This is a genomic window from Paenibacillus antarcticus (assembly GCF_001637225.1).
GTDB classification, from domain to species: domain Bacteria; phylum Bacillota; class Bacilli; order Paenibacillales; family Paenibacillaceae; genus Paenibacillus_AQ; species Paenibacillus_AQ antarcticus.
In genome coordinates, this window is the sequence record NZ_LVJI01000016.1 from 100,367 (window position 1) to 115,852 (window position 15,486).

17 protein-coding genes are annotated in these 15,486 nt (G+C 40.8%); 9 read left to right on the forward strand and 8 right to left on the reverse strand.

Annotated elements, in window-relative coordinates; all coding sequences use genetic code 11:
* Positions 1-29: 29 nt before the first annotated feature.
* Complete coding sequence (locus tag PBAT_RS11990; RefSeq protein WP_420848771.1) at positions 30-842, reverse strand: amino acid ABC transporter ATP-binding protein; 813 nt, start codon at positions 840-842, stop codon at positions 30-32.
* 314 nt (positions 843-1,156) lie between these two features.
* On the opposite strand from PBAT_RS11990, the gene PBAT_RS11995 reads away from it, so the two are divergent.
* The gene (locus PBAT_RS11995; protein WP_036651712.1) at positions 1,157-1,357 is read left to right on the forward strand and encodes a cold-shock protein; all 201 of its coding nucleotides are present in this window, start codon (positions 1,157-1,159) and stop codon (positions 1,355-1,357) included.
* A 160-nt stretch (positions 1,358-1,517) separates the two neighbouring features.
* The gene (locus PBAT_RS12000) at positions 1,518-1,748 is read left to right on the forward strand and encodes a cold-shock protein (RefSeq protein ID WP_068592044.1); all 231 of its coding nucleotides are present in this window, start codon (positions 1,518-1,520) and stop codon (positions 1,746-1,748) included.
* 122 nt (positions 1,749-1,870) lie between these two features.
* On the opposite strand, the gene PBAT_RS12005 is transcribed toward PBAT_RS12000, so the two are convergent.
* Positions 1,871-2,581 (reverse strand): YcnI family copper-binding membrane protein, encoded by a 711-nt coding sequence (locus tag PBAT_RS12005; protein WP_246168312.1) that lies wholly within the window; start codon positions 2,579-2,581, stop codon positions 1,871-1,873.
* A 36-nt stretch (positions 2,582-2,617) separates the two neighbouring features.
* A complete protein-coding gene (locus PBAT_RS12010; RefSeq protein ID WP_169810113.1) occupies positions 2,618-4,279 on the reverse strand; it encodes a copper resistance CopC/CopD family protein in 1,662 nt (553 codons plus the stop codon).
* A gap of 287 nt (positions 4,280-4,566) precedes the next feature.
* On the opposite strand from PBAT_RS12010, the gene PBAT_RS25610 reads away from it, so the two are divergent.
* Complete coding sequence (locus tag PBAT_RS25610; RefSeq protein WP_169810114.1) at positions 4,567-4,740, forward strand: hypothetical protein; 174 nt, start codon at positions 4,567-4,569, stop codon at positions 4,738-4,740.
* Between the two features lie 140 nt (positions 4,741-4,880).
* Here the strand turns inward: PBAT_RS25610 and PBAT_RS12015 are convergent, their stop codons facing one another.
* Positions 4,881-6,725, reverse strand: coding sequence for a diguanylate cyclase (locus tag PBAT_RS12015; RefSeq protein WP_068649838.1), 1,845 nt, complete (start codon positions 6,723-6,725; stop codon positions 4,881-4,883).
* Between the two features lie 308 nt (positions 6,726-7,033).
* Between PBAT_RS12015 and PBAT_RS12020 the strand changes: the two genes are divergently transcribed.
* From PBAT_RS12020 to nfsA, 5 genes are all read left to right on the forward strand, one after another.
* Positions 7,034-9,268: a heavy metal translocating P-type ATPase gene (locus PBAT_RS12020; protein ID WP_068649840.1), complete on the forward strand. Its 2,235-nt coding sequence runs from the start codon at positions 7,034-7,036 to the stop codon at positions 9,266-9,268.
* A gap of 194 nt (positions 9,269-9,462) precedes the next feature.
* Positions 9,463-9,717, forward strand: coding sequence for a YhgE/Pip domain-containing protein (locus tag PBAT_RS24785; RefSeq protein ID WP_084403007.1), 255 nt, complete (start codon positions 9,463-9,465; stop codon positions 9,715-9,717).
* The gene (locus tag PBAT_RS12025; RefSeq protein WP_149466241.1) at positions 9,687-10,637 is read left to right on the forward strand and encodes a YhgE/Pip domain-containing protein; all 951 of its coding nucleotides are present in this window, start codon (positions 9,687-9,689) and stop codon (positions 10,635-10,637) included. The genes PBAT_RS24785 and PBAT_RS12025 overlap by 31 nt, the downstream gene beginning before the upstream one ends.
* Before the next feature lie 60 nt (positions 10,638-10,697).
* Positions 10,698-11,291: a TetR family transcriptional regulator gene (locus tag PBAT_RS12030; RefSeq protein ID WP_068649842.1), complete on the forward strand. Its 594-nt coding sequence runs from the start codon at positions 10,698-10,700 to the stop codon at positions 11,289-11,291.
* The gene (nfsA, locus tag PBAT_RS12035; protein ID WP_068649844.1) at positions 11,288-12,049 is read left to right on the forward strand and encodes an oxygen-insensitive NADPH nitroreductase; all 762 of its coding nucleotides are present in this window, start codon (positions 11,288-11,290) and stop codon (positions 12,047-12,049) included. The genes PBAT_RS12030 and nfsA overlap by 4 nt, the downstream gene beginning before the upstream one ends.
* 11 nt (positions 12,050-12,060) lie before the next feature.
* Here nfsA and PBAT_RS12040 read toward each other — a convergent pair whose 3' ends face one another.
* Positions 12,061-12,864 carry a TatD family hydrolase gene (locus tag PBAT_RS12040; RefSeq protein WP_068649846.1) on the reverse strand — a complete coding sequence of 268 codons (804 nt, stop codon included), beginning with the start codon at positions 12,862-12,864 and terminating at the stop codon, positions 12,061-12,063.
* Positions 12,865-12,934: 70 nt separating this feature from the next.
* Between PBAT_RS12040 and PBAT_RS12045 the strand changes: the two genes are divergently transcribed.
* Positions 12,935-13,534, forward strand: a complete 600-nt coding sequence (locus PBAT_RS12045) for a TVP38/TMEM64 family protein (protein WP_068649848.1) — start codon at positions 12,935-12,937, stop codon at positions 13,532-13,534.
* Positions 13,535-13,544: 10 nt separating this feature from the next.
* On the opposite strand, the gene PBAT_RS12050 is transcribed toward PBAT_RS12045, so the two are convergent.
* Genes PBAT_RS12050 through PBAT_RS12060 form a run of 3 tightly spaced genes read right to left on the reverse strand, consistent with a single transcriptional unit; the run spans position 13,545 to position 15,481 of the window.
* Positions 13,545-14,378 (reverse strand): ABC transporter ATP-binding protein, encoded by an 834-nt coding sequence (locus PBAT_RS12050; protein ID WP_246168712.1) that lies wholly within the window; start codon positions 14,376-14,378, stop codon positions 13,545-13,547.
* A 57-nt stretch (positions 14,379-14,435) separates the two neighbouring features.
* Positions 14,436-15,191, reverse strand: coding sequence for an ABC transporter permease (locus PBAT_RS12055; protein WP_188016980.1), 756 nt, complete (start codon positions 15,189-15,191; stop codon positions 14,436-14,438).
* A complete protein-coding gene (locus tag PBAT_RS12060) occupies positions 15,188-15,481 on the reverse strand; it encodes a thiamine-binding protein (RefSeq protein ID WP_068649855.1) in 294 nt (97 codons plus the stop codon). The genes PBAT_RS12055 and PBAT_RS12060 overlap by 4 nt, the downstream gene beginning before the upstream one ends.
* Positions 15,482-15,486: the final 5 nt, after the last annotated feature.

The window sequence follows — 15,486 nt, forward strand, 5'->3', positions numbered from 1 at the left end:
AATGTTCCCCTTTCGAATCATAGGATAAGTTAATGGTTAATCAGTCGACTGAGAAAAAGACGTGCACGGTCTTCACGTGGACTTTCAAAAAAGTCTGAAGATGTAGCGACCTCTAGAATCTGACCTTCATCCATAAATACGACCCTATCAGCAACTTCACGTGCAAATCCCATTTCATGTGTAACAATCACCATAGTCATACCGTTATGAGCCAAAGACCTTATGACATCGAGAACTTCGCCAATCATTTCAGGATCAAGTGCAGAAGTAGGTTCGTCAAACAACATGATCTTGGGATTCATTACAAGTCCGCGAGCAATAGCAACACGTTGTTGTTGTCCACCTGACAGTTGGGAGGGGAAGTTGTCTGCCTTTTCTTCTATACCAACCCGTTTGAGGTAGTACATGGCTGTTTTTTTGGCATCTTCTTTTTTAAGGCGTTGAACTTTCATAGGCGCGAGAATAATATTATCGATGACTTTTTTGTGGGGATAAAGATTGAAGTGTTGAAACACAATACCTATATCACGACGAAATTGATTGATATTAACTTTCTTGTCGTGTAGAGGTGTCTCATTCACGGTCAATTCACCGTCTGATATGGTCTCTAGGCGATTAATGCAACGGAGTAGTGTACTTTTACCTGATCCTGATGGACCGATGATTACAACTACCTCTCCTTCTTGGATTTGAAGGTCAATGTTTTTAAGTACGTGAAAAGGTCCAAAGTACTTGTTAACTTTCTTGAATTGAATCACGGTCACGCCCCCTCGCCAATGAGAAAAGAATAAAAGAAGGTTTAGCGAATCTTGTTCATCATATGAGGAGAGAAATAATACAATGCCTTATTGTTATAAAACAATGATGGTTTGGATATAATAAATAGAGTGGTGGGAAATACGTTGTTAGATGCATATAATTTTTGTATCGAATATATAGGGCTTAATAATTGATTTCACCTCATCCTTGCGTTTAGTATTGGCCTGTGATACAATTACCTTAGTTAGAAAACAACAACAGCAAGAACACATTGATCGCTTTCACGTATTGAAAAGCGGATTCAGTAAAAATGGAACTCTTTTCAATGTGTGAAACTTTTTTATATGTAAGTGTAAAAAAAGATCAGCATTAAATTAACTTTTTGGAGGAATTACAAATGCAAACAGGTACAGTAAAATGGTTTAACGCAGACAAAGGTTTCGGTTTCATCGAAGTTGAAGGTGGAAGCGACGTTTTCGTTCACTTCTCCGCTATCACTGGCGACGGATTCAAAACTTTGGACGAAGGCCAACGCGTACAGTTCAACGTAGTTGAAGGAAACCGTGGACCACAAGCAGAAAACGTAGTTAAACTTTAATTAACTCAAGACTGCCCTTAACGTCTGTTAAGGGCGGTTTTTTCTATACTATGATATTTAAGAACGTAAAGGTATGATCTATCTTGCGGATGCCGCTATTCTAAGTTAGGTATCCGTCTATACTTGTTTGGTTTTTTAAAGTCTTAGAAGGAGGTTGAGTATGAACTATCGCAAAAAATCGTTAGAGGAAATTCCAGAGGAAGATACTTCGATTTGGTCCTGTACGGACGAGAGCTGTAAGGGATGGATGCGTGATAATTTCGCATTTGAACATGAACCGACTTGTCGGTTGTGCAATTCCCCTATGGTGAGGGCTAGCAAGATGCTTCCTATACTTAACAATTCCAATGGTGACTTGAAGGCAATCAAGAAGGGCGTTCAGATTGATTAAATAACATCTAGGAAGAACTTCCATCGGTGGATGTTGCCTTCTAATACAAATAGAAACAGACCGTAATCCTAAAGGACTACGGTCTGTTTCTATTTGTATTATGAAGTCTGTCTAATTAGACTTTAGTCTTTTCTCTTGTTGAGAGCCACAAATAAAGCTGCTATCGAAAAGGCTAAGGCTGCAAGAGAGAAGATCGTAGTAGCGATACCTACGCCTGAGGTGGAAGTAGTTGTATTTGTATTGGATGAATCCGGCATATCTGAATGGTCGTGATCATCTGCAACTGGAACTGTAGGTGTTGTTGTTCCAGAGGTCTCGTCATGACCTTCATTGCTATTGTTAGATGGTTCCTCGGATGCTGAAGCAGCTGCAATGACAGTGATAGAATGGGGTGATTCTGAACCTTCATCTCCAGTCCACTCTACAATATTTCCGTCTTTGTAGTATTGATAAGCGTCCCATGCTAAAGATGCATCCGCTTCTGGATTCTGAACTACGAAGTTAAAGGTTTGAAATTCGCCTGTAGCAATTCCGTTGCCTGTAGCGGTCCAAGTAATGGAACTGACTTTGCCTGAAGTATCTTTCGTTGTGCTAGTTTGCCAATCAGGTACAGGTTGATATTGTTTGAAATCTACGCCAGTCGGAATTTTTAACGTTACCTTTGTGGTTGGTATGTCTCTTTCAACGGGAATTTTAATAGTATAGGTTTCCCATGCACCTGGTGTAGATGCCGTAGGTTTAACGGTAACATGAGCGCTTGCGACACCAGCGAACATCATGATACATGTGGCAACTGAAATGAACATGACAGATAATTTAGATCTTTTAAACAAAGTAAATCCCTCTTCTCAATTATAGTGTGAAACGTCTTACTCGGTCCCGACCCTAATGTTAAATTCAGTATCTAAAGTATCCAGCGAATCAGTTAGGATATGAACTTGGATATTCCACCGACCAGCCATGCTGATGAGATCTTCGGCAGCAAAGGTGGAACCTGGTTGATATGGAATGAGGATTTCATATTTGTTCATATCCATATCAAGGGAAGTGAGCGTAAGTTTAATTTGTTGAATGTTAAGTACTTCTTTTTGATTAGCATCCTGTACTTGGATTTCAAATTGGTTCTTTCCGATTGTATTGGGACTAACCTGAAGTGAAATATTTTCCCCGGTCTCTAACGTATTACTCAGATCAACAGGACCTGGTGAAGACATGGCTGTCGGTAAATTACTAAGGAGTGCGGCAAGCACAAGTGTGATCACGCCGACGCTTAATTCGAACCATACCGTTCTGCCAATGGATTTATTGTGTCTACCACGTAACATGTTGAAGGCTGCGAACCCTAGCATAATGAGGACAAGACCACATTTGAGTAGCAACACTTGCCCATATATTGTGTTGAATAATGAATACATGGTTGGTACATATTTCAGGCTAGCATACGTTCCGCTTAGGATAAGGATCGTTACAAGTCCTGTTCCCCAATAAGAGAACGTGCGAATAACGCGGAAAATCATCCTTTTTCGTTCTTCGGGGGAAGAAGGAAGTGAGGCCTCACCTGGTAGAATAGCAGCTAGAGCAAGTAATGAACCTAACCAGATACAGCTAGCGGACAAGTGTAGGAAGTTCATCGATATAGATAGAACCTTTAATTCAGATGCAGCAGCATGACCTATAAATGACTTAGATAAAAGAATTCCGAGTCCTAGAAGTAGAGCTGCGAAGTGATACATGCCCCGTGAGTAACTTCTCGTTGAGGCGCGATTAGCAATATATATAACGCCTCCGAGGATAACGACCATAACCAATTGAATTAACCAGATTGTACTAAAGCTCGTTCGCATCATTTGTTCAATCCAAGGCGTCGTCCATAACTCCGACCATTGTAAACGCGCTTCGATCGTAGCTTGTAAGGGAAGACTTAAGAAAATGCTTGCAACTATACCCCCATAAGATATCCATAACATCATACGGCTACGCTTTGGCAATCGATGTTTGGCTTTGGCATTGGATGGATACATGAATAGATAGAAGCTGAGAATACCCATTAAGAAAGCCATGCTTAAGTAAAGTAACCACCGAATCACAATCAAATCTAATCCAGGATAATACCCTGTAGAGGTTGCTGTAGGAACATTAGTTGAACTACTAGTGCTGTTCCCAATTTGGAAAGGAATGTTCCCTTCTAGTGGATGACCATCCCCTGAAATGATCTTCCAGCCAATGATATATTGCCCATCTGGCAGATTGGGTTGGACACTTCCCTCAAGTATCTTCGGCTGATTGTCTACGATGTAGCTGTCATCAAGATCTACACGTTCTCCTTCTGAATTCGTAACCTGAATGGAATGAAATGCAGGCTGGATCGATTCATTGAATTGAAGTGTAATCTTGGAGGGCGAACCTACGATTATCTCGTTGGCTGAAGGCGTGGATTGTTGAAGATATGCATGTGCATATATAGATGAGGGAAATAGAAATATACATACAAATGAAAGGATCAATCCAAGTCCAAATGTCTTTTTAATCACGTGCAAATGTTTTCACCTACTGACTCTCTGTTGTAATAGATCTATTCTACCGTGCTGTTCTTTAAATTGTAATGACTCTAATGGGCTATAGAGCATAGTTAGCAAGGAAGATGGAGCATGAGGGAGGATATCTATGACTAAGGATGGTCAGAACCTCTCTTCAAAGTGTATCCTGTATTTCAAGGTGTGAGTCATCGTCAGCCAGTTTCCATAATTGCACATCATTCTTTATACTTAAAGTAGAACTTTTAACGCAGTTCAAAAACAAGTCAGGAGTGATTTCGTTAATGAACCATGCTATGTTGGAGCGTCGTAGTGAGATATTGAAGAAGAATATTCACCAAATGATTATGCAAGATAATCAGTATGGAATTAGTGATCAGCAGAATATGCTCATGCAGCATATGATTAAGGAGCTACATCAGACATCTCACGAAATGAATTTAACGGATAAAGATTGAGATGACAACATTTAAGCTAAGATGATGACATGAGAACATTAAATCATTAAATAACCCGCTAGTTCGAAAGTTATCGAACTAGCGGGTTATTCATATTTCAAGAGAAATAAGCCGAGATGATATGAACAGTAATATGGAGGTTAGAATTGTGAAATAGGGAATTCTGTCGTTCCAACGAATTTATTTTCAATGTAAGCGATGAATAGCTCTGTCAGAGTTGGATCGAATTGAGAACCAGCACATGCCCGAATTTCTGTAATAGCTTCAAATAATGTCTTCGTTTTCTGATAGGGTCTTTCTGATGTCATAGCATCGAAGGAATCGATAATGGTCAGCATGCGGCATAGCATTGGAATTTCCTCTCCCTTGAAACCATGGGGATATCCTTTGCCGTCGTAGTGTTCGTGATGGAGTTCGATTAAAGGGGATAAATCTTTGAACCGCTCTTGACTCAAAATGATTTGTTTACCCCATGTGACATGGCTTTTGATCATGTTCCATTCATCCGAAGTAAGTTTCTTGGTCATTTGAAGGAGCTCTCGAGGGAGTTCTATCTTACCAATATCATGAATGAGAGCTCCTAAGACGAATTTCCTATAATGTATAGCATCCAACTGTAGAATTTGGCTCATGTCGACGGCATATTGAAATACTCGCTTAGAGTGGGTATAGGTTGTAATATCTTTATACAAGAAAAGGCTTAGCTGTTGTTCGAGGTCTCTCACATCTTGAGAAATATCAATATCAGATTTTAGATTAGTTGTAGACCCATGGATGTAGACCGTGTTCTTTCCTTGATGTTTAGCTTGAGATAGTGCTTGAGTTGCGCGATCAACGAGATCTGATTTGTGATGTATATCTAGTTGTACTGTTGAAATACCTGCAGAGAAAGAGAGACAACTATGAGGAAATACCTCAACTCCCTCGAAATAAGTATCATTTAGGTTTTTGCGAAGGCGGTTTATAAAGAGAGAAGCTTGGTGTGAATCATAACCGGGCATAAGAATTGTGAATTCTTCATTTATACTTCGAGAGGCAATAGCATCGATCGCTTCCGACTCAACTCTAAGATTCTTTCCAACCAAGGCTAGCAGTTGGTCAGCTAAGAGATGACCATGATGATCCTTATATATTTTGAAATCATCGATGTGGATCATTGCAAGGGATAAGTTAGTAGTATTTAAGATGCAAATATGGAGTTCTTTTTCGAGAATACGCTCAAAAAAATTATGGTTATAAAGTCCTGTGTGAGTATCTTTAATTGCTCGCTCTTCAACTTGTAGATATAGGTTATACATTTTAATATAAGATCGCGAGAGAAGGATGCTAAGACCTGTAAACAATAATAGTCCTACAATGCCGTTATAGACAACCAATACAGTAAGGACGATAGATAGGATCAAGGTGCATATATATATCGTTAAGGATGCCTTGAACTGGTTCTTTAGTGTGTCTCGAAGACGATTACCGAAGTCCAGAAAGTAAAATATACTAATACATAAGATATTTACAGTGAAATACACCGTTAATGCGAGCGTATATGCAAATAGGTGCTTATTATCTAAGGCCCCTGTGGAACCTCCTGCCCAGTGATATATAGCCGAAGAACTGATGACCATATTGGAATAAATACAGAAATTAATTAGATGCTTTCTCAGCGCAACTTTTCTTTGGTAGATTGTAAAGACAAGTGCATTTAAGAATAGTACGGTTAGAGCAAATGAAACGTCGTAGATAAACATGCAAGCCAGATAAACTGCAGAGTCCATCGATTGTTTACTTCCGTCGGGTGGTAACTGAAATGTGAAAAAGTAAAGTACAAAAGAGGTACCGAGCATCGATGTTAATAATATCCACTCTGAGGATGAATACTCGAACAAAGAGGGCTTATATACTATGCCGAATAAGCTAATCCCAAGGAGGCATAGTAACATTGGGTAAATCTGACGCCATGTTATACCGTTGATCCGTAGTGAGGTAAACATGGATAACCTTCTTTCTTCTTTCTATAGAGAGATTATTGATGGGTTATGAAATTTAGTTGTGGTAATTTATCTATTTATGATTCGTCAAAAAAAAAAAAATTCCTTTATTTTATAACATTTTTATCATAAAAATTACCATAAATACAAAGGATTACGACAATCTATTAAGAAGCCTGTTGTTGTAGACCACAAGGGAAGTTGTGTCGTTGAAAGAAGCGTAGCAGGTGAACGTGATGTTATTGCCGAATTGTTGATAAATCGACTTGGGTATGATTGTGAGGCGGCTGGGGTAAAAGGGGGGGACGTCGATGGTATCATCAAATAAATCTGAAGAGCACAAGACAACGTTACAAATTACGGGTATGACATGCTCGGCATGTGCAACGCGGATTGAGAAGGGTCTTAGCAGAATGACGGGGATCTCTCAAGTGAATGTGAATCTTGCTTTGGAAACGGCTCATGTCGTGTATTTACCAAGCAACATAACGGTGAAAGAGATGACTAGTAAAGTGGAACAACTTGGATATAAAGCTTTACCGAAACAGAAAGCTCAAGATACAGCACAGCTTCGACAACAGGAAATTGATCGAAAAAAGTGGATGTGGTTGTTCGCCGCAACGCTTTCGCTTCCTTTATTGTGGGCTATGGTATCACATTTCTCATTTACATCATGGATTCCTGTTCCTTCCTTATTTATGAACCCGTGGTTCCAACTGATCTTAAGCACGCCAGTACAGTTTATTATTGGAGGGCAATTCTATGCGGGAGCCTATAAAGCACTTCGTAATGGTAGTGCCAATATGGATGTGTTGGTCGCCTTAGGTACATCGGCAGCTTACTTCTACAGTGTATATCTTACAATTCAGTCAATCAGTATGGAGATAATGGAACACAGGATTGAAATGTACTACGAGACAAGTAGTATGCTAATTACATTGATTCTGGTAGGGAAATGGTTTGAAGCATTGGCCAAAGGTCGTTCATCAGAGGCTATTAAGAGTCTGATGGGATTGCAGGCTAAGACCGCGTTAGTTGTGCGTAATGGAGAAGAAGTTAGCATTCCAATAGATGATGTTATGGTTGGTGATGTGATTATCGTTAAACCTGGAGACAAGATTCCCGTAGATGGACAAGTTATTCATGGGCAATCTTCTGTAGACGAGTCGATGCTTACAGGGGAGAGCATTCCTATAGAGAAACAGATTGGAGATAAGATAATAGGTGCAACACTGAACAAGAATGGTGTCCTTCACATCGAAGCCACGAAGATTGGTAAAGATACAACGCTAGCGCAGATCATCCACGTGGTAGAAGCAGCACAAGGTTCAAAAGCACCTATACAGCGGATTGCAGATGTGATTTCTGGCATTTTTGTACCTATTGTGGTAGGAATTGCGGTGATTACGTTCATTGTGTGGTATTTCGTTGTGGAGCCAAGCCAATTCGCTAGTGCCTTGGAAAAAGCCATTGCTGTACTCGTCATTGCTTGCCCATGTGCGCTTGGTCTTGCGACGCCAACGTCAATTATGGCGGGATCGGGTCGTGCTGCAGAACTCGGAATTCTGTTCAAGGGAGGAGAGTATTTGGAGTCTGCACAACGGATAGAAGTTGTTGTGTTAGATAAGACTGGTACCGTGACTAACGGCAAGCCTGTATTGACAAACGTTCTTCCCGTAGCGCCGATGACTGCAAGCTCATTACTCAGAATGACCGCTGCTGTTGAGAAGTACTCAGAGCATCCACTTGCGGATGCTATTGTGAGTGCGGCGATAGATCGAAGTAAAGGGTTACCACTTCCTGCTGCTAAACATTTTGAGAATATTCCTGGGTATGGTGTCATGGCATGGGTGGATGGTAGGAAGATGCTCATCGGTACACGTAAGCTAATGTCTGAGAATGGAATGGATATAGGTATTGCCCATGAAGATATGAATTACCTTGAAGAATCGGGAAAGACGGCCATGCTTGTTGCTGTTGATGGTAAATATGCAGGTATTGTAGCTGTTGCGGACACCATCAAAGAGACTTCTAGAGAAGCGGTTAAGCGATTGCAAGATATGGGGATTGATGTCATCATGATTACCGGTGACAACAAGCGTACGGCTAAAGCGATTGCCAAGCAGGCGGGTATCTTAAGCGTGTTAGCTGAGGTGCTTCCCGAAGGAAAAGCAGAGGAAGTGAAGAAGTTACAGCAGGCGGGCAAAGTCATTGCCATGGTTGGAGATGGGATTAATGACGCACCAGCCTTAGCTACGGCGGATATTGGTATGGCAGTCGGGACAGGAACTGACGTCGCTATGGAAGCTGCCAATGTTACGCTAATGAGAGGCGATCTGAACGCCGTTGCGGACGCTGTTATGATGAGCAGAAGAACAATGAGTAATATTAAGCAGAATTTGTTCTGGGCTCTAGCATACAATGCAATAGGTATTCCAATAGCTGCTTTGGGTTTCTTAGCTCCTTGGCTTGCCGGCGCAGCGATGGCGTTTAGCTCAGTCTCCGTCGTCCTTAATGCACTACGATTACAACGTATAAAGCTATGAAATATTTGAATTTATAAATTGAAAATCCATTTAAGGTGGGGATTTACACCATGTACAACTAACCTAGGGAAGGTAACTTTCTTAGGTTTCTTTTTATTTAAGGGATTGACAGTATGCCTATAATTGCATATCATATCTAAACAAACGTTTAATTTAAATAAGTGTTTAAATATGATGTATAGGAGATGATAACGATGGCTCACGCACTACAAGCTTATTTTAAGAAGCCACATACGATTATTGCAATTGTGATAGCTATTGCCTTTCAGTTAATCTTTAGCGCGATATGGATGACGGCTTATGATGGGGTGACTGAACGGGTTAATAACTTTAGAATCGCTTTAGTGAATCAGGATAAGACGACGGGGACAATGATAGAGAAACAACTTGTTGGTAAACTTCCCTTTAAAGTCTACCCTTGGATCAAGAAGAGGCACAAAGACAGTTAGATGGACGTGATATACAGATGATTGTTCAGATTCCAGAAAGTTTCAGCCAACAAGTGCAGACTTCAGGGGAAAAGGCTTCGCTAATCTATACAATTAACGAATCAAATGCGGCTTCAATTAAGAGTATTATGCAAACCGTAGCAACCACAATCACAGAAATGGTGAATCAGAATATATCCACACAGGGAACTCAAGCTGTGCTAGAACAGTTGCAAATGCCATCTGCCCAAGCGACTGGTACGGCACAATCACTCGTGGGGAAGGTAGAATCAGAAATGATCTATACTCATCCAGTCAATGGGATGAATAATCAGATGGTGCCATTAATGCTTGTATTGGCTTCCTTTGTTGGAAGTATGATTATGGGACAGAACTTACATCAGTCAACACTGTTACTGGCAGGTACGCTTTCCAAATGGAATAGCTTTCGTGCGCGGTTGGTAATCAATTTCATTTCGGCACCTTTGATTTCTTTCATAGGGTCAGTCATGGTATTGGTACTTGGGGGACAAATGGAGCATGGATTTCTAGCACTATGGATGTTCCAAATGCTATTAATATTAGCCTTCATGTTCTTTAGTCAAATGTTTATTAACGTGTTAGGCATGAGCGGGATGATCATAAATATTGTCATGATGTCTTTGCAGCTTGTGACCTCAGGTGCAATGGTACCACGACTCATGTTAAATACCTTTTATAAATGGCTAGGAGAGTTTTTACCTGCAACATATGGGGTTCAAGGGATAATGGCGCTTCAGTTCGGAGGACCTGGAATAGGTTCGAGTGTATGGGGACTTATTATTATTACTGTAATATGTTTGTTAGTTAGTTTACTGACTGTGGCACTTAAGAAAGAGAAAGTTGCTATGGTGATTCATCAAGAAGGAAATATTCCGGTATCTGTAGCAAGTCAACGCTAACTTGCACATGCAATTCTTAAGATTCATAATAAGAATTAGTAATCTTAAGGGGACGAACGAATGGAACATTCGGAACTAGACAATAAAATGCGTATTTTGTTATCAGCTAAGAAGCTGTTTGCAAAACAAGGATATGATGGGACGAGTGTCCGTCAGATATGTGAGGAAGCTAATGCCAACATTGCTCTTGTATCCTATCACTTTGGGGGTAAAGAGAAGGTATTTGAAGCTTTATTTCTAAATCTTTTTCCGGCTAAAAAGTTGTTGGAAATGAATGATTTGCTTCAAGACCCAGTGGAAGGTATGAGAACGATGATTCATGGGATAATTAAATTTACTATTGCAGATAAAGAGCTTAGCGATATTGTTCAACAGGAGATTATGCTCGAATCTAACCGGATGAGGATTGTGTTAGAGTTCGTGAATCCCATGTGGTCCAAGGTCAAGCAGTTATTGGAAAAGGGAAAAGAAGAAGGTGTCTTTCACTTTACTTCTTTGCCCCAAGCTCTGCTAATGGTAATCAATTTATCTCTTGCTCATAAGAAGACTTGTTTAATTGAAAAGTTCTTTCCAAATGATGATATTATACCAGATATTCTTGCGGAACAGACGGTTGAATTTATACTAAGAGGATTGGGAGCGGTAGAGAGATGAGCAATGTAAATACAGTAAATGAGACAGTTTCTCTATTAATGAATCATAGATCTGTTCGTCAATTTACAGATACGCAGGTCACAGAGGAACAGTTGAATACGATTATTTCCACGGCACAAAGGGCTTCAACTTCTAGTAATGTGCAAGCCTATAGTGTCATTGCTATAACGGAACCGGAACTTAAAGGCAAGCTAGCTGCATTTGCGGGAAATCAAGCGTATGTTGAGCAGTGTTCCGTATTCCTAGTCTGGTGTGCAGATTTACATCGCCTGAAGCAAGTAACGGCACCGCATTTAGGAGATAAACCTTCCTACGAAGACTCGATGGAAAACTTAATTGTGGCGACGATAGATGTGACTTTAGCGGCTCAGAATGCAGCAATTGCTGCGGAATCATTAGGGCTTGGAATTGTGTATATTGGCGGTATTCGTAACCAGATTGCAGAGGTCTCACAACTTCTTGGTTTACCTGAATTAGTGTATCCTGTATTCGGCATGTGTATTGGATATCCAGAACAAGAGAATGAGTTGAAACCACGATTACCCATTGAAGCGGTACTTCATAAGAACGGATATAACAAAGAACAAAGCGTAGAACAGGTGAAAGCTTATGATATGACTACGAAACAATATATGCTTGAAAGAACAGAGGGAAAGAACGATACTCCATGGTCACAAGTAATGGCTACTCGTTTGGCACTGCCACATCGATTACACATGAAGAAATTTCTGGAGAGTAAAGGGTTTATGAAAAAGTAGTTCATATGACCTCATGTTATTCCATAAAATAGTTTAGTATTGGAGTAGATCATCTCACGGGCTTCTACTACATTCATGTTGTGTATCTGGCTCCAAGCATGAATCACATCAGCAATCATACGGGGATGGGTCATTTGACCAGAGAAGGGCCCTTCGAAAGGCCAGGGACCATCCGTTTCCACCATGATTTGATGGATTGGATAGAGTCGAGCTAGCTCTTGAATCTCGGCTTCATATACAAGATCGGGTGTGAAAGAAATATAATATCCGTTATTTGCCATCCTCTTTATTGTGTCTCGTGAACCCTTGAACCAATGAAAATGTGCACGAGTTACGTTATAATGTTCAAGTAAGTTACACACGATATCGGCGTCTTCATAAACAGCATGGAGTACGATAGGCTTATTATGAATGGCAGCGAAAGAAATAAACTTCTCTAATAGGTCGATGTGGGGCAATAGATCAAATGGATGTCCGTGCTCTTTGGCTTCACAGTGAGCATAATAAGGAAGTCCCACTTCACCAACAGCAACCATATCCTGAAGATGGTTCTCCATCCATGAGAATAGTTGTGCAGTCTCCTGTAGGGATGGCAAGGGTTGTTCGGGATGAAAACCGAAGGCTGGGTGAACAATAGTAGGGTGTATTTTTGAGATTTCTAGGTTTCGTTTACTAGACGCTAAGTCCATAGATACAGCAATTACACCTGTGACGTTGTCATTGCACAACGATTCAAGGTGTAAGGGGTGCTGTTCAGTATAGGAATCAAGATGTATATGAGAATCAATGAGTGGCGTGTTTACTGAAAGATTCATGTTGATCGACTCTCCTATCTTGAATTTTTTTGATTAATTACAGAAGTATGGAATGGAGTCGGTCGTCTTTATGACAAATTTAATGGATCAAGTCATTGAATGGCTTCTGAATTTTACAGGCTTAGAGGGTATTGGGATCATCCTCCTTACGACAATGCTTGCAATTATTCAGGGCATATTAGGTCTGTTTCCATTTGCAACACTAATTGTGCTTCACATATCTATTCTAGGATTGGAAGTTGGATTATTGGCTAGTTGGTTAGTTGGCTCTGTGGCTGCCATTTTAGTGTTTACGATGTGTAGATATTTTTTCTACAATTGGTTCAACAGAAGATGGGGTAAACGTTTGGAACGTTATGAAAAGTGGCAACATGGTATGGATAAATACGGAGGATGGTCTATTATCTTTCTGCGTACGATACCTGTTATGCCTAACAACCTCATTTCCTTTATGTCTGCCTTATCCCCGATAAAGTCTTCCACGTATGCCTGGGCATCTATCGTAGGTACACTTTCACATATTTGGTTGTTCGGTATTATCAGCTCATCCATTATCATGCCAGATATGAATATTAAAGGGATGACGCTGTCGTATGTCCTGTTTTGTATTGTTCTTATTTCCATATTCATAGCTAATAACTATAAAAGCTTTGGAAAAAGCAGGGGATAAGGTTGTGTATCTACCGTAAAATCTGCATTTTACGTTGTTCTTCCTTCATTAACGCTGATAGTTCTCGTTTCAACCCTAAGAATGTAGGATCTTCAGTCATTGTCTCTTGACGTGGTCGAGAGAAAGGTACTTCAATCTCTTGTAGAACGGTACCGGGTCGACTTGAGAATACGTAAATTCGGTTGGAGAGGAGTAACGCTTCCTCTATATTATGTGTAATGAGTAGGATAGAGCGACGATTCTCTTCCCACATATCTAGTAGCCAGCGTTGCATATCACTTCTAGTAAGTGCATCTAGCGCACTGAAAGGCTCGTCTAAGCACATGAGTTCTTCAGGACTCAGTAATGCTCGTAGAAATGCAGCGCGCTGCTGCATACCACCAGATAACATATGAGGGTATGCTTTCTCAAATCCAGAGAGACCCACCTTCGCGATCCACTCTCGTGCATCCATACGTGCTTCCCTCTTGGAAATCCCCTTTACTTCCTGTGCGAGAATCACATTATCTTCAATGGTTCGCCACGGAAATAGAGCGGGTTGTTGAGGCATAAAGCTGATATGACCACGTTCTCCAGTTACTTCTTGTCCGTTCATCCATACTTCGCCGGAATCCGGTTGAACTAACCCTCCAATAATATGAAATAGCGTGCTCTTCCCACATCCAGAGGGACCTACAATAGATACAAATTCACCTTGTTCTACCCTAAGTGTTACCCCTTCAAGAACGGATAGTCCAAGACGTCGTCTGTTGAAACTTTTATGAATATTGGTAACTTGTAAGGCGGGAGATACAGAAGTAGCTACGCCGTCAGGGTTACGATCATGCTGTGTAGGTAATTCCAACAATGCTAACACACCCTTTATTATTTGATTGAATTCTTGGAGAAAAGGATCATTAGCTTACTGCCGTTGATTCCAGCGTGCGAACCATTTCTCGAGCAGGGCTATCATAGCGAACATGGTCAGACTAAGAACAACGATAATGGCTATTGCAATAAACATGCGGTCTGTACGGTAGCTAGATTTCTGAAGCATCATATAATAACCAATACCTTTATCGGAGCCAATCCATTCAGCAATGACTGCACCCATCACGCTATACGTTGCTGCAATCTTAATACCTGAGAAAAGTGAAGGTAGTGCATGTGGAAGTTCTAACTTAAGGAATATTTGCCTATTACTTGCACCGATCATACGCATATAGCTAAGCATAATTGGATCGGTTTGTCGTAACCCACCCATCATAGCGATAGCGACCGGAAAGAAACAAACAAGGGTAATCACGATCACCTTGGGTAGAAGGCCGAACCCAAACCAAATCATAAGTAGTGGAGCAAGAGCTATAGTAGGTACATTTTGACTGAGAATAAGTAGAGGATATAGGGCTGATTTAAGAAAAGGAATACGGTGCAACACAATGGCAATAAGAAGACCTACTGACGTTCCAATCGTGAAGCCTACACCTGTTAACCTCACTGTTGCTAAAGTGTGTTGCCACAATCCAGCCGACCCCGATATCGCTTCACGGGCAATATTTATCGGAGAGGGGAGAATCCATTTCTCAATCTCAAAGAGTGAGGTACATAGTTGCCATATCCCCAATAAAAAGAGGACCGCCACGAGGGGCGGCCAAATTTTGTTCCACCACAACCTCATGGACGATATTTCTCCGTTAATTTATCCATGCTGATACCCTTTGGATTGTGTGCTATTTTGATCTGAGAAATGACACTAGGGCTACCAGCTGCGACAAGAGCTTCATGCATATTCTTCACGATGTCTAATAGCTCACTAAGTTCGCCTTCCATAGTAGTCTCCAGTGGATGAACCTCGTGTTTCACGCCGGATTGTTGAATGACCTCGATAGCACGATCTACATAAGGAATGGAGTCTTCATTTCCAGGTGTCTTCGGAATAACTTGAATGCTCAATAGTGTGTTTGCCATAATTA

Bases quoted from the DNA above. Each gene is read 5' to 3' on its own strand.
- PBAT_RS11995 (WP_036651712.1), top strand. From the start codon at position 1,157: ATGCAAACAGGTACAGTAAAATGGTTTAACGCAGACAAAGGTTTCGGT.
- PBAT_RS12000 (WP_068592044.1), top strand. From the start codon at position 1,518: ATGAACTATCGCAAAAAATCGTTAGAGGAAATTCCAGAGGAAGATACT.
- PBAT_RS25610 (WP_169810114.1), top strand. From the start codon at position 4,567: ATGAACCATGCTATGTTGGAGCGTCGTAGTGAGATATTGAAGAAGAAT.
- PBAT_RS12015 (WP_068649838.1), bottom strand. From the start codon at position 6,725: ATGTTTACCTCACTACGGATCAACGGTATAACATGGCGTCAGATTTAC.
- PBAT_RS12020 (WP_068649840.1), top strand. From the start codon at position 7,034: ATGGTATCATCAAATAAATCTGAAGAGCACAAGACAACGTTACAAATT.
- PBAT_RS24785 (WP_084403007.1), top strand. From the start codon at position 9,463: ATGGCTCACGCACTACAAGCTTATTTTAAGAAGCCACATACGATTATT.
- PBAT_RS12030 (WP_068649842.1), top strand. From the start codon at position 10,698: ATGGAACATTCGGAACTAGACAATAAAATGCGTATTTTGTTATCAGCT.
- nfsA (WP_068649844.1), top strand. From the start codon at position 11,288: ATGAGCAATGTAAATACAGTAAATGAGACAGTTTCTCTATTAATGAAT.
- PBAT_RS12040 (WP_068649846.1), bottom strand. From the start codon at position 12,864: ATGAATCTTTCAGTAAACACGCCACTCATTGATTCTCATATACATCTT.
- PBAT_RS12045 (WP_068649848.1), top strand. From the start codon at position 12,935: ATGACAAATTTAATGGATCAAGTCATTGAATGGCTTCTGAATTTTACA.
- PBAT_RS12055 (WP_188016980.1), bottom strand. From the start codon at position 15,191: ATGAGGTTGTGGTGGAACAAAATTTGGCCGCCCCTCGTGGCGGTCCTC.
- PBAT_RS12060 (WP_068649855.1), bottom strand. From the start codon at position 15,481: ATGGCAAACACACTATTGAGCATTCAAGTTATTCCGAAGACACCTGGA.